This window comes from Nocardia pneumoniae NBRC 100136, assembly GCF_000308755.1.
GTDB classification, from domain to species: Bacteria; Actinomycetota; Actinomycetes; order Mycobacteriales; family Mycobacteriaceae; genus Nocardia; species Nocardia pneumoniae.
Genome location: NZ_BAGF01000042.1, coordinates 1 through 14,025 on the forward strand (window position 1 = coordinate 1; position 14,025 = coordinate 14,025).

Below are 14,025 nucleotides of genomic sequence, written 5' to 3' on the forward strand. Positions count from 1 at the left end.
CACACCGTTCCATCCGCGTTCTCCGTATGCCGTGGCGAAGCTGTACGCGTACTGGATCACGGTGAACCACCGCGAGGCCTACGGGATGTACACGGTCAACGGCACCCTGTTCAATCACGAATCACCCAGGCGTGGTGAGGTTTTCGTTACCCGGAAGGTCACCCGCGGCGCGGTGCGCATCGCGCAGGGCAAGCAGGACAAGCTCTATATCGGCAACCTGGACGCCCGGCGTGACTGGGGATACGCCAAGGAGTACGTCGAGGCGATGTGGCTGATGCTCCAGCAGCCCGAACCCGACGACTACGTGATCGCCACCGGCGAGACACACAGCGTGCGCGAGCTGTGCGAGACCGCGTTCTCCGCCACGGGAGTCGAACTAGTCTGGGAGGGAACGGGTCTCGATGAGAAAGGGATCGACCGGCGCACCTCCCGGGTGCTGGTCGAGGTCGATCCGGCCTACTTCCGGCCCGCCGAGGTGCATCATCTCACCGGTGACCCGACCAAGGCGAAGAAGAAGCTCGGGTGGGAACCCCGTACGAGCTTCACCGAACTTGTCGAGCTGATGGTCGCCCACGATATGGAGAACGCGTGACGCAAGCAGTGGCGGTGGATTGTTGCCGGGTGTGCGGGAACACCCGGCTCGAGACGGTCGTCGATCTCGGCACGATGGCGTTGACCGGGGTGTTCCCGGCCACCGACCCGACCGCCGTGCCGCGCTACCCCTTGGAACTGGTGCGCTGCGTGCCCACCGGCTCCGAGGAATGCGGCCTGGTGCAGCTGCGCCATACCGCCGATTTCGACGAGATGTATTCCCCGGGTTACGGATACCGCTCCGGACTCAACCGATCGATGATCGATCACCTGGCCCACCGGGTGACCAGGATCCGCGAGCGCGTGGCGTTGACACCGCAGGATCTGGTGATCGACATCGGCAGCAACGACGCGACGCTGCTGCGGGCCTACCCCGAGGGGTCGGCGACCATCGTGGGGATCGACCCGCTGGGGGAGAAGTTCCGCCGGTTCTATCCGCCGCACGTGCGACTGGTGACCGGATACTTCGACCGCGAACTGGTCGAGTCGGTGCTCGACGGGCGGCGCGCCAAGGTGATCAGCTCGATCGCCATGTTCTACGACGTGCCCAGCCCGCTGGAATTCATGCAGGCGGTGTACGACAGCCTCACCGACGACGGCATCTGGGTACTCGAACAGAGCTACCTGCCCGCGATGCTGGCCACCACCTCCTACGACACGATCTGCCACGAACACCTCGAGTACTACACCCTCGACCAGATCGAGTGGATGGCGCGGCGGTGTGGATTCGTGGTGCTCGAGGTGGAGCGCAATACTGTCAACGGCGGCAGTTTCGCCCTCACGCTGGGCAAGCGGGGCGTCCCGGCCGCCGCCGACGCCGCCGCGCTGGATCGGATGCGTCAGGAGGAAGCCGCGCTCGGGCTGCACACCCCGCAGCCCTACGCCGACTTCGCCAAACGGGTCGAGGAACATCGCGAGCAGGTCCGCGAGTTCTTCGACCGCTCCCGCAAGGCCGGTCTGCGCACCCTCGGCTACGGCGCCTCCACCAAAGGCAATGTGGTGTTGCAGCACTGCGGCATCGGGCCGGAGGACCTGGCCTGCATCGCGGAGGTCAACGACGACAAGTTCGGCAAGTTCACCCCCGGCAGCGCGATCCCGATCGTATCCGAGGCGCAGGCGCGCGAGCTGGCTCCCGACCAGTTCTTCGTGCTGCCCTGGCACTTCCGCACCATGATGCTCGAGCGGGAAAGCGCGTTCCGCGCGGCCGGGGGACGGCTGGTCTTCCCGCTGCCGGAACTGGACGTGGTGTGAGATGACCGTCGTCGTCACGGGCGCGGCGGGGCAGGACGGCACACTGTTGTCGGACCTGCTCGCCGCGCGCGGTGAGCACGTGCTGCGGATCGGCCGCGGCGGCCCCGTCGACATCACCGACGCGGCGGCCGTCGATCACCTGATCGCGACCGAACGCCCCCGGCAGGTGTATCTGCTGGCGGCGGTGCAGCACTCCTCGCAGGACGACCACGGCGACCCGCACCAGCTGGCGCGCGCCTCGCATCGGGTGAACACGCTGCCGGTGCAGCACTTCGCGGAAGCGATCGAGCACCACCGCACCGGCACCCGCCTGTTCTACGCCGCCTCCTCGCACGTCTACGGATCCGACAGCGCGGTGTGCGACGAGGACAGCGGACTGCGGCCGGACTCGATCTACGGGGTGACGAAAGCGGCGGGCCTGCTGGCCTGCCGCGCCTACCGTGCCCGTGGCGTGTTCGCGGCCGCGGGAATCATGTTCAACCACGAATCACCCCTGCGCGCCGAGAAGTTCGTCACGCGCAAGATCGTGCGCGCGGTCGCGCGGATCCAGCGCGGCGACACCGACGTGCTCGAGGTGGGCCGGTTGGACGCGGGCGCCGACTGGGGATACGCGCCGGACTACGTCGAGGCGATGACCCGGATCCTGGCCCTCGACGAACCGGACGAATTCGTCGTCGCCACCGGCGAACACCATACGGTCGCGCAGTTCTGCGCGGCCGCGTTCGGCATGGCCGGACTGGACTGGAAAGACCATGTCCGCGAACGCTCCTCGGTACTCACCCGCAGCAGGCAACCACTGGTGGGTGACGCGACGAGGCTGCGCCAGCGGACCGGGTGGCGTCCGTCGGTGGACTTCCGCGGCATGGTCAGGGCCATGCTCGCCGCCGATGGCGTGCGCCTGGTGGAGCAATCGAGGCCGGTGCGCACCGGCGGAACGGATGGATAACGTGAACCTGAACGACGAGAATGTCCTTGCCGCCCACCTGATCGCGATCGCCGACGGCGTCTACGAGGAGACCGCCGCGCGCATCGGCGAGATCGGCACCGAGACCGTGGCCGACGCGGTGCTCAAGGAGATCGCCTGGCGCGCGGGTCACGGCACCCGCCCCGGGCAGCCGGTCACCGCGGTGTTCGAGCTGACCCATGACGGCAAGCAACTGGACTACCTGGTCACCCTCGGCGCCGACGACCCCGTGATCGCCCCGGGCACCCTGGAGGATCCGTGGCTGGTGGTGCGCCAGGACCTGGTGGAGCTGCTGCGCGCGGTCTACGGCCCGCCCGATGCCGCCATCGGCACCCGCGCCATCGCGATCAAGGACGAACCGGGGCCGGGCAGTTTCGCCCCCGACGACCCGTGGCGGCTGGCCCGCGACGCCGCCGCCGTCGCCGCCGACCGGATCGTCACCGCCAGCCGCCCCACCCATTACGACCTCAACGCGCTGTCGCTGCAGTTCGGTTCGGACAAGTGGGGCGGGCACTGGTACACCCAGCACTACGAGCGGCACTTCGCCCCACTACGCGACAGCCGGGTGCGGGTGCTGGAACTGGGCATCGGCGGATACACCGCACCCGATGTCGGCGGCGCCTCGCTGCGCATGTGGAAGCAGTATTTCCGCCGCGGCCTGGTGTACGGGCTGGACTACTTCGACAAGTCCGGCATCGCCGAGCCCCGCCTGCAACCACTGCAGGGCGACCAGGGCGACGCGGCGTTCCTGGACCAACTCGGCCGCTCGCTCGGCCCGTTCGACATCATCATCGACGACGGCAGCCACATCAGCGGCGACGTGATCGCCTCGTTCCAGGCGCTGTTCGCGCATCTGCGGCCCGGCGGCCTGTACGTGGTGGAGGACACCCAGACCTCCTACTGGTCCGGCTGGGGCGGAAGCAGCACCAGCACCGACGACCCGGCGACCACGGTCGGCTACCTGAAAACCCTCGTCGACGCCCTGCACCACCAGGAATTCGAGAAGGACTCCGGCCGCGCGGCGAGCGAGTTCGACGACTGGATCGGGGCGCTGCACTTCTACCACAACATCGTCGTCATCGAAAAACGTCGCAACGCCGAGCAATCGGCTCCATCATGGGTGCCTCGGCACACCAATCCGATGGAGTGGATGAAGCCGAAGGAGTGAATCGATGAAGTTTCTTGTCGTGCCGGTGCCTTCGTCGGGGCATCTGCTGGCGATGGTGCCGTTTTGCTGGGCGCTGCGGCTGGCCGGTCACGAAGTGCTGGTCGCCTCCCGCAACGACGTGACAGCGACGGCGCTTCGGTCGGGGTTGAACGCCGTCGAGCTCACCGCTTTGAACGTGCCGATGGACCAGCTGCGCACCACGGTGAACGAAGGCATGTTTCCCCTTCCGCTGTTCGCCGACCGCGACCAGCCCAGCGGGCAGGGCCTGTGGCAGATCGCCGCACAGAACTGGCACAACCACGCCGGCCAGCACCTCGAGACGTTCGCCGCGGTGGCCAGGGATTGGGGCGCGGACGTGATCATCACCGACCCGCTGGCCACCATCGGCCGCGCGCTGGGCGCGGAACTGGATCTGCCGGTCCTGGTGCACCGCTGGGGCATCGACCCCACCGGCGGTCCGTTCACCGAACGCACCACCGCGCTGGCCGACGAAGCGGGCACGCGGCTGGCCGACCCGCTCGCCGTGCTCGACATCTGCCCGCCGCGGTTGCAGGCGCCGGACGCTCCGCCCGGTATCCCGGTGGGTTACGTCCCGTTCAACGGCACCGGCGCGTTGCCGCAGTGGCACCGCAACGAGCACGGCCGCAAGCGGATCGCGGTCTGCATGGGCGGCAGCACCCTGAGCCTGACCGGTCCGCGGCCGCTGGAGTCGGTGCTGGCGGCGCTGGGCGAGGTGGGCGACGCCGAGGTGATCGTGGCGCTGTCCGCCCATGACCGCACCGCGGTCGGCGAGTTGCCCGACCACGTGCGGGTCGTCGAAGAGGTGCCGCTGAACCTGTTCCTGCCCGGCTGCGATCTGCTGGTGCACCACGGCGGCTCGACCACCGGCCTGACCGCGGGCTGGTTCGGGCTGCCGCAGTTGGTGCTGCCGCAGATGTTCGACCAGTTCGACTACGCCCGCGGCCTGGTGCGTACGGGCGCGGGCCTGGCCGCCGAGACCTCGGCTGCCCAGGGAGACGTCGAAGCACTCGCCGCCTCGATCCGCGCGCTGCTGCAGGAATCCCGCTTCCGTGCGGCCGCTGAGCGGATCGGCGCCGACCTGCGCGCAGCGCCCTCCGCCCAAGACGTGGTGGCGCAGGTGATTCCGCTGCTGGCCGCCGGGGCAGCGACCAGATGAGACCAGCCGCGCCGCCCCGAGCCGGAGCGGTGCGGGAACCGAAAACCGTAGGTTGCAGATGATATCCAGGACATGGACCCGCTTCCGGGGTTCGCTCGACTACTACGCCGCGATGTACGCGGTGTTCGTGGTCGGCATTCTCGTCCCCGTCGTGATGATCGTGCTCGCGCTCACCGGGCTACCTGGTCCGGTCACCGCGTTACTCGGAATAACTTGCGCGGCAGTACTTTTCGTGCTGTTCGTGCCGACCGTCCCGACGGAGTGGCGGGAGGTCGTGCGCAGCAAGCCGATCGTGGTGCGGGTGCTGTGGAGCGTGGTCATCCTGCTCGTGGTCGCGATACTGGCCCGGCTGACGCAGTTCATCCTCGACGCCGACAACGTCGACGCCTCCCTGTCGGCCGACGACGAATTCCTGGTCGAGAAGACCCACCTGTCCGGCTACATCAGCGGGGCGCTGATGGCCGAGCACGATCCCGGCAGCCTCTACGACCGGCACCGGTACGAATCGCCGCAGGCGGATTCGGTGCTGCCCAGCGTGGCCCCGCAGGATCGCGACGCCTACCTGTACCCGCCGCCGTTCCTGCTGCTGCCGCGGTTGCTGCTGCTGTTCAGCCACGACTTCGCCACGCTGCGAGCGCTGTGGTACGCGCTGTACGTCGCGATCGTGCTGGTGGCCATGTTCGCCATCGCCCGCTGGATCGGCGGCAGGCAGGGCGGGGTGCTGGCCGCGCTGACGCCGGTGGTGTGGATCAGCCTGCCGACGCTGGCGACCCTGCAGATCGGCAACATCCACGTGCTGGTGCTCTACGTGGGCGCGGCGGGTGCCATGGTGTTGTTCCAGTTGCGGCGCAACATCTTCGGGGGCGCTGCGTTGGCGTTCGCGATCATCGCCAAAGTGTCTCCGGCGATCCTGCTGGTCTATCTGCTCGTGCAGCGGCGCTGGCGGCCCGCGGTGTGGACCGCCGCGTTCTGCGGACTGTATTCGGCGGCGACGCTGGCGATCTTCGGCTGGGAGCCGTGGCGGATCTTCCTGTCCGACGGGACCTGGCAGCGGCTGGCCAGCGGCGAGTTCCACCAGTTCGTGCTGGTGGAGCGAGCCAATCAGCTGGTCAACTACTCGCCGTTCGGCTTGCCGTACAAGGCCGAGATCATCGGCTGGGATATCGGCGACCCGACCGGCCCGGCTCGCCTGATCACCAACGTCTACACCCTGCTGCTGCTGATCCTGGTGGCGGTCACCGCGGTCCGCATCCACCGGCGGGTGGCCGCGGGCGCGCAGGGTCCGCGGTTGCGCGCCGAGCAGCTGGCCATCTGGCTGGCGGTGCTGACGCTGGCGTCGTTCCGCGCACCGTTCGGTCCGTGGGTGTACATCGCCGTCGGCGCGGTGTGGATGCTCGCGGTGTACGCCGGGCTGATGCGCGGCGGCGCGCGCACCGTCGCACTGCTCACCGTGGCCTGGTTGGTCGTGGCGGTCTACAACGAGAACGTCTACTTCACCCTGGTGGGTCAGACGGTCATCTACGTCGCCTGCTTCGTGGTGGCCTGGCGCGCGAGCGCGGGAACCGAACCGGACCAGGCCCCGCGCACCGACGAACCCCAGGCCGAACCGGTGGCTGCCGCATGAGCCGCTACTGCATCATCGGCGCGGGCGCGGCCGGATTGGCCACCGCCCGCGGATTCGCCGCACACGGCCTGGACTTCGAGGTCTTGGAGGCCGCCGACGGCATCGGCGGGATCTGGGACGCGCGGCGGGCGGATTCGCCGGTCAGCCACAATACGCATGTCATCGCTTCCAAAGGGGTGCAGGCCTTTTCGGGGTTCCCGATGCCCGAGGACTATCCCGACTACCCGGGGCACGAGCTCGTGCTGCGGTATCTGCACGCCTACGCCGACGCGTTCGATCTGTGGCCGCGCATCCGGTTGAACACCGCGGTGCAGCGGATCGAACCCACGGACGACGGATGGACGGTGACCCTGGCCGACGGCTCCGAGCGCGTTTACGCGGGAGTCGTCATCGCCACCGGGCACGACCGCACCCCGCGCGGCATCGACATCCCCGGTACCAGCACCGTGCCGATGCTGCATTCCAGCGAATACCGCCATCCCGAACAGGTGCTGGGCAAACGCGTGCTGGTGGTCGGCGCCGGGCAGTCGGCCGCCGACATCCTGTCCGACTGCGCGGTGAACGCGGCGCTGACCCTGCACAGCAGCAGACGCGGGTTCTACTGCATGCCCAAGTACATGCTCGGCCGCCCGACCGACAGCATGCTGCAAGGCCGGATGTGGCGGCCGCTGCGCAAGCGGGCCTTCGAGCGGTTGTTCGGGTACCTGCGCGGCCGGTCCCGCTCGTTCGGGCTGCCGGTGCCCGACTTCGACGAGGGCATCGTCATCCCGATGCTGGGCGACCAGCTGCACCACTACTACACCCATGGCGACATCACCCCCAAACCCGATGTCACCGCGATCGAGGACGACCGGGTCACCTTCGCCGACGGCACCGAGGAGAAGGTGGATCTGGTGGTACTGGCGACCGGGTTCGTGCCGAACTATCCGGTCGTCGACCGCGCTCACCTCAACTGGGCCGAGGGCAGTCTGCGACCGGGCCTGTACCTCAACATCTTTCCGCCGCACACCCGCGACCTGTTCGTGGTCGGGATGGTGCGCCCGATCGGCTCGCACTGGGACGTGTACGAGAAGCAAGCCGAGTTGGTCGCCGAGTATCTGCGTGCGAAAGCGGCCGATCCGCGGCGGGTCGCGCGCTTCGACCGCGCCACGCAGGGCCGCCAACCCGACCTGTACGCCGGGCTGCGGCTCTACCACGCCGACCAGTACCCGCTGGTGGTAGAGAAACAGGACTACGTGAACCAGCTGCGCAAGCACGCCAAGCTGTTGAAGTGAAAGGGCCGACCATGAAAGCACCCGGGCCAGGTCTGGTGGAAACCGGACGCATGCTGCCGAAATTGGCGAAGAATCCGCTCGCCACGGTGGGCGAGCTGCTGGACGGCTACGGCGACGTCGTGCGGGTCAAAGCGGGCCCGATGCTGGTCTACCTCGTCGCCGACCCGGCGATGACCGAATACGTGCTCAAGGACAACTACACCAACTATCGCAAGAGCCCGATCTACGACGAGTTCAGCATCCTGCTCGGCGAAGGGCAGCTGACCACCAACAACCTGGAGTACTGGCGCAAGCAGCGCAAACTCATCTCACCGGCGTTCTCCCACTCGCACGTCAAGGGTTTCGCCGACGACATCACCGACAGCGCCGCGGCGATGCTCGATGGCTGGGACGCGACGGCCGGGCAGTTCCGCGACATCTATGACGACTACGTCAAGCTGCTGCTCGCGGTGACCGGCCGGATCCTGTTCAGCATCGACCTGTCCACCGACACCACCCAGGTGACCGACGCGATGCGGGCGGCGTTCGCGTTGATCATGAAGCGGGTGAACGCGCCGGTGAAACTGCCGCAGTCCTTCCCGACCCCCGAGGCGCGGCGGGTCGCGCGCAAGGTCGGCGAACTCGACGACGTGGTACGGCATCTCATCGAGGAACGCCGCCGCGGCGGCGACACCACCGACGTGCTCACCGCGCTGGTGCGCGCCCGCGACGAGGGCGGCCAGGGCATGCGCGAAGAGGATCTGCTCAACGAGATCAAGACCCTCCTGGTGGCCGGTCACGAGTCCCCCGCGAACGCGCTGTCGTGGGCGTGCTACCTGCTGGCCACGCACCCCGAGGTCCAGGAGCGGCTGGCCGAGGAGGTGCGCGCCGCGATCGGCGACCGACCACCGACCTTCGCCGACCTGGGGCAGCTGAGCTACTGCCGCATGGTCATCGAGGAAACCATGCGCCTGTATCCGCCCGCCTGGATCGTGGAGCGCACCCCGATCGCCGACGACGAGATCGGCGGCTACCACGTCCCGGCCGGTGCGCGAGTCACCTTGTGCATGTACTACATCCATCGCGACAAGCGGCTGTGGGACGACCCGGAGGCGTTCCGTCCAGAGCGTTTCACCGACCAAGCGGTGGCCGAGCGGCACAAGTTCGCGTTCTTCCCGTTCTCCGGCGGTCCCCGCATCTGCCTGGGCAAGGACATGTCGATGACGGAGATGGTGCTGATCCTGGCCATGACGGTGCAGCGTTTCCGCCTCGAACTCGACGACGCCCACCCGGTGGTGCCGCTGGCGTCGGTGAATCTGCGACCGGAATTCGGCATCCGCATCCGCCCGCTCCGCCGCGTCACCGAGCCACTGACAACCTGACTCGCGACCACGCCCGGTAGCGCACACCGGGCGTGGAAATGCCCGCCGGGCAAGTCACTTGAACGCCTCGACGTTACGGGCAGCCCATTCGGCGAAGGCGCGGGTGGGCGGCCGAGCAGGCGCTCCACGTCGGGGCTGACGGCTTGCTCGGCAGCGGTTCGTGGAACTGGAGCGCCGCATCACCACGATCACGTCCAAGGTTGCTGACCCAGCGGCTGCGGCAGCTGGAAGCGGTCGGTCAACCTGGACAAGGTCGAGAAGGCCCGACAGGACTATGACGTCAGGCATCGAATCCCCGACCGTCGACCGTGATGTGGACGGCCACCGGCGATCTCGGTCGGGAAAGCTGGTCGGCGAGGGCGTCATCCCATGAAGTGGACGATCGAGAGCGTTCCGGCGGCCAGGCAGTACACCGCGAACGGCAGCAGTGTCCGGGTCTGGAAATACCGCTCCAGGAACCGCACTGCCAGCCATGACGACACCCCGGACACCACGGCGCCGACCAGTACCGGACCCGAGATTCCGTCGGTTTTCGATCCGGCCAGTTCCGGCATCTCCAGCACTCCTGCGCCCAGGATGGCCGGAGTGGCGAGCAGGAAGGCGAATTTGGCCGCGTGCTCGTGTTCGAGGCCGCGCCACAAGCCGCCGACCATGGTCAGGCCCGCACGGCTGAACCCGGTCAGCAGCGCGCCGACTTGGGCGAAGCCGATGCCGAGGGCGTCCCCGACCCCGAGGGCGGCCAGTGGCCGGTCGGACTGGCGGCGAGTTCGCGCCTCGGCGGGAAGACCTCTGCGGGCCTCCCGCCGGGCGAATCGTCGACCGTATTCCGCCAGTGACGGCTCGTTGCGTCGGCGCAGTCCCTCACCGACGATCAGCACGACACCGTTCAGTGTCAGAAAGATCCCGGCGTAGATCGGCGCCGCGAACAGAGCATGCAGCGGATGTTCCAGCAGCGAGCCGAGGACGGCGACAGGAATCGTGGCGATCACGATCAGCCACGCCAGCCGCTGAGGGATGGTGTCGAGGCGCCCGGTGCGCAGTGACGTGATGAACCCGGCGACGATGGCACACCAGTCCCGCCAGTAATGAGCCAGCAGCGCCACCACCGTCGCCACGTGCAAGGCGACCACGAACGCCAGATACGATGTGCCCGTGCCGGACTCGCCCTCCGCGGTCAGCTTCTCCCAATCGCCGCCGAGCCACGCGGCAACCAGCACGGAATGCCCCAGGCTCGAGATCGGGAACAGCTCCGTGACACCCTGCACCGCACCGATCACGGTCGCTTGAACATATGTGAGCATCGTTTCGAGTCTCGCATGCACACTCCGAAAACCGCCGGTGGGCCTGCACGCCAGTGGTAATGCCGAACGCGCCGCGCCTCAGCGGTTTTCGTATCAGCGCATCGGTTCGCTGCACCGTGTCACCGAGCCAGTGACGACCTGACCGGAAGCGCACCAACCCTGGCCGGGTGCGGGGTCCGTTGTACCGCGGATGTGCCCGTCAGGCTTTGAATGTCTGGAGGCGGGCAGTGGCGAGGGTCTGCTGGGCGTCGAACGCCTCGAAAGTGCCGACGGGCTGGAAACCAAGGCGGGCGGCGAGTTTCAGTGAGCGATGGTTGGCCGTCTGAGTGACGACGATGACCGGCTGGTCGGGAAGTTCGGCGGCGGCGGTGCGTAGCGCGGCGGTCGCCGCTTCGAATGCCAGTCCCGCGCCCCACGCATCGCGCCGCAGGAGGTAGGTCAGTTCCAGTTCTTCGCCGTCCTCGGTGAGGTGCCCGGGTTGATCGGCGGACCGGCGGTTGAGCATCAGCGTTCCGATGAGAAGGTTCGTTTCCTTGTCGGCGATGACGTAGACGCCGGGGTTGGCTGTGACGTTCGCGGTGCCGACCGCGTCGAGGTACTGTTCGACCGCGCTGCGGGGCCGCGGACCGCCGAGGTATGTCCTGACCTCGGGATCGGTCTGCAACTCGATGAATCCGTCGCGGTCGCCGTCGTGTGCCTTGCGGAGCAAGAGACGGTCGGAGGTGATTTCCGGGGCGGACAGCGTGGGCAGTCGGCTCATGAAAGCCATTCTGGCCGAGCAGCCGTTCGACCGACCGATCCCTCGTGGCGGTTGCGCGAATCCCCGCGTCAGCCCAGGAGTTCTCGGCTCAGTGCCAGCAGCTCGGCGGTGGAGAGGGCTTCCTCGCCCAGCGTCGGCTCGGAAACCGCCGTCGACGATGCGGGGCGGAAGGGTTCCGCTGGGCGCACGGGGGCCAGGCGGGTGCCCAGTTCGGCAGCCAGCAGCTCGACAGTGGGGCACCCCCAGATGATGGCGGCCGGGACGTCGATGCCCAGCCGGGCGCTGAGGCGAGCGCTGAGTTCCACGGCATGCACCGAGCCGATGCCGAGCTGGTCGAAGTTCTGGCGCACGTCGACGCGGTCAGCCGCGATGCCGACGACCTCGGCCAGCTCCTTGGTCACCACAGCGGTAAGCGTCGCGGTGTCGGGCTCGACGGTATCTGCCAGCTCACCGGACTTGGTGGGCCGTTCGCGTGATGCCGAATCAGCGGGCTGGACCGCAACGGAAGCGCTCGACGACGACTCGTTCGGCGCGATGCCGGAATCGGTGCGCTGCTCGATCGCAGCGCGCCTCGAACTCGGACTGTCGGATTCGACCAGGGCGGGGTGGTCCGCCGATGACTTGTCGTCAGGGGTGACGTGTCGCGGTGTCGATCGACCGGTGGAGACGGTAGGTTCAGCTGGCGGCGAATAGGTCGCCGACGACTCGAGCAGAGCATCCCCGGGCTCGTCCGCGCGAGCCTCCGCGGTCACCCAATGCCGTTGCCGCTGAAAGGGATAGGTGGGCAACGATATCGGACGCCCCGGCAGGTTGACCGCCGCCCAGTCGGGCTCGACGCCACGCCGGAACAGCACGCCCGCCGCCACCAGCAGCTCACGCCGGTCCACAGTGCCCGGACGCAGCGCCGCCGACAGCACTCGGCTCAGTACTTCGTTTTCCCGGCCGTCGGCGCTGTCCGCATCGTGGGCCCCGTCGAGGTAGCTGTCGAGGAACTCGACAACGTGACCCACATCCTCGGCGACCACCGACAGCCGGTGACGGAACGGTGTTCTCGTCGCGAGCGTATGTGCGAGGTCGCCGAGCGGAATGCCGGGTTCGCGCACGAGATGGTCACGCAGACGGCGGGCATGCGCCCGCAACGCAGCCTCGGTGCGCGCGGACAGCACCACCAGCCGTTCCGTGACCTCGGACTCGAGCACCGGTGCGGCGTGCGGCGCCGCTTCGACGATCACGTGGGCGTTGGAACCGCCGAAGCCGAACGCGCTCACCGCGGCGCGTGCGGGGCCGTTGTGCTGCGGCCACGGCAATGCCGTGTCAGCGACCCGCAATCCAGCCGCCGCCAAGTCGAAATCGACTGGCGCGCGGTCGAAATGGAGACTGCGCGGAATGCGGCGATGCGACAGGGCAAGTGCGACCTTAAGCAGCCCGGCCATCCCTGCGGCGGCTTCGGTGTGCCCGATATTCGTTTTGATCGAGCCGACCGTCAACGGAGCCTCGGGGGCGCGGCCGGTCCCATAGATCTCGGCCAGCGCCGACAGTTCCGCACGGTCACCGACCGCGGTGCCCGTGCCGTGCGCCTCTACGTAGTCGATCGTCATCGGGTCGACACGCGCCCGCGCGCATGCCCGCCGCAGCAGCTGCCGCTGTCCGTCTGCGCTGCTGGCGGGCATGGAGCGGTGGTTGCCGTTGTTGTTGGTGGCGCTGCCGAGCAGGGTGCAGTAGACGCGGTCGCCGTCGCGCAGCGCGTGGGTCAACGGTTTGAGCACGACCACCGCGCCACCCTCGCCGCGCACGTAGCCGTCGGCGGAGGCGTCGAAGGTGCGGGACCGGCCTCGCGGGGACAGCACGCCCAGCGCCGAGAGCCCGACCGCGGTCTCGGGAATCAGGTTCAGTTGCACGCCACCGGCGACCGCCAGCGCGCTCTCACCCGCCCGCAGCGCCTGGCAGGCCAGATGCACCGCGACGAGTGATCCCGCGCAGGAGGCGTTCACGGTCATGCTGGGCCCGTCGAAACCCAGGAAATACGACACCCGGTTGGCGATGACGCCCTCGACGTCGCCGGTGCTGGTGAACGGTGTGATGGCGGTGGCGCCACGAGCGAGTTTGACGGCGCGATAATCGTTGAACTTATTGGCGAAATACACCCCGGTCTCCGGAACCCGATCGGGCCGGATGCCCGCGTCCTCGAACGCCTCCCAGGCCAATTCCAGCGCCAAGCGCTGCTGCGGATCCATATCCGCCGCTTCGCGCGGGGTGATGCCGAAGAATTCGGCGTCGAACCCGGCGACATCCGGCAGATAGCCCCCGGCGACCGACACCGTCTTGCCCGGAGCGGACCGATCGAGGTCACGGTGGTCGCCGGTCCACCGGTCCGGCGGCGGCGCGTCGGCGACCGCGTCGGTCTCCTCGACCAGCAAGCGCCACAACGCTTCCGGTGAATCCGCGCCCCCGGCGAAGCGGCAGCTCATGCCGACCACGGCGATGGGCTCGGCGGCCAGCACCGGTGTGTCGCGCTCTTGCTGGTGACGGGTGCGCCGCTTGGACTTCTTCACGC

The 14,025-nt window shown here is 68.3% G+C and carries 11 protein-coding genes; 8 read left to right on the plus strand and 3 right to left on the minus strand.

Annotation, left to right across the window (positions count from 1 at the left end):
• From ON34_RS13150 to ON34_RS13185, 8 genes are all read left to right on the plus strand, one after another.
• On the plus strand, positions 1–592 hold a 592-nt coding region (locus ON34_RS13150; protein WP_040779116.1), incomplete at its 5' end, for a GDP-mannose 4,6-dehydratase.
• On the plus strand, positions 589–1,842 hold the full coding sequence (locus tag ON34_RS13155) for a class I SAM-dependent methyltransferase (RefSeq protein ID WP_218003884.1): 1,254 nt from the start codon (positions 589–591) through the stop codon (positions 1,840–1,842). The genes ON34_RS13150 and ON34_RS13155, both read left to right, overlap by 4 nt.
• A gap of 1 nt (position 1,843) precedes the next feature.
• The gene (locus tag ON34_RS13160; protein ID WP_051022475.1) at positions 1,844–2,788 is read left to right on the plus strand and encodes a GDP-mannose 4,6-dehydratase; all 945 of its coding nucleotides are present in this window, start codon (positions 1,844–1,846) and stop codon (positions 2,786–2,788) included.
• 1 nt (position 2,789) lies between these two features.
• The gene (locus tag ON34_RS13165; RefSeq protein WP_051022476.1) at positions 2,790–3,974 is read left to right on the plus strand and encodes a class I SAM-dependent methyltransferase; all 1,185 of its coding nucleotides are present in this window, start codon (positions 2,790–2,792) and stop codon (positions 3,972–3,974) included.
• A gap of 4 nt (positions 3,975–3,978) precedes the next feature.
• A complete protein-coding gene (locus ON34_RS13170; protein ID WP_085997071.1) occupies positions 3,979–5,151 on the plus strand; it encodes a nucleotide disphospho-sugar-binding domain-containing protein in 1,173 nt (390 codons plus the stop codon).
• A 58-nt stretch (positions 5,152–5,209) separates the two neighbouring features.
• The gene (locus tag ON34_RS13175) at positions 5,210–6,775 is read left to right on the plus strand and encodes a glycosyltransferase family 87 protein (RefSeq protein ID WP_040779122.1); all 1,566 of its coding nucleotides are present in this window, start codon (positions 5,210–5,212) and stop codon (positions 6,773–6,775) included.
• Complete coding sequence (locus tag ON34_RS13180) at positions 6,772–8,049, plus strand: flavin-containing monooxygenase (protein ID WP_051022477.1); 1,278 nt, start codon at positions 6,772–6,774, stop codon at positions 8,047–8,049. The genes ON34_RS13175 and ON34_RS13180 overlap by 4 nt, the downstream gene beginning before the upstream one ends.
• An 11-nt stretch (positions 8,050–8,060) precedes the next feature.
• Positions 8,061–9,410, plus strand: coding sequence for a cytochrome P450 (locus ON34_RS13185; RefSeq protein WP_083889389.1), 1,350 nt, complete (start codon positions 8,061–8,063; stop codon positions 9,408–9,410).
• Positions 9,411–9,772: 362 nt separating this feature from the next.
• On the opposite strand, the gene ON34_RS13190 is transcribed toward ON34_RS13185, so the two are convergent.
• From ON34_RS13190 to ON34_RS33530, 3 genes are all read right to left on the minus strand, one after another.
• A complete protein-coding gene (locus ON34_RS13190) occupies positions 9,773–10,711 on the minus strand; it encodes an undecaprenyl-diphosphate phosphatase (RefSeq protein WP_040779126.1) in 939 nt (312 codons plus the stop codon).
• Between the two features lie 199 nt (positions 10,712–10,910).
• A complete protein-coding gene (locus ON34_RS13195) occupies positions 10,911–11,471 on the minus strand; it encodes a GNAT family N-acetyltransferase (RefSeq protein WP_040779314.1) in 561 nt (186 codons plus the stop codon).
• A 68-nt stretch (positions 11,472–11,539) separates the two neighbouring features.
• Positions 11,540–14,023 carry a beta-ketoacyl synthase N-terminal-like domain-containing protein gene (locus ON34_RS33530; RefSeq protein WP_157172289.1) on the minus strand — a complete coding sequence of 828 codons (2,484 nt, stop codon included), beginning with the start codon at positions 14,021–14,023 and terminating at the stop codon, positions 11,540–11,542.
• Positions 14,024–14,025: the final 2 nt, after the last annotated feature.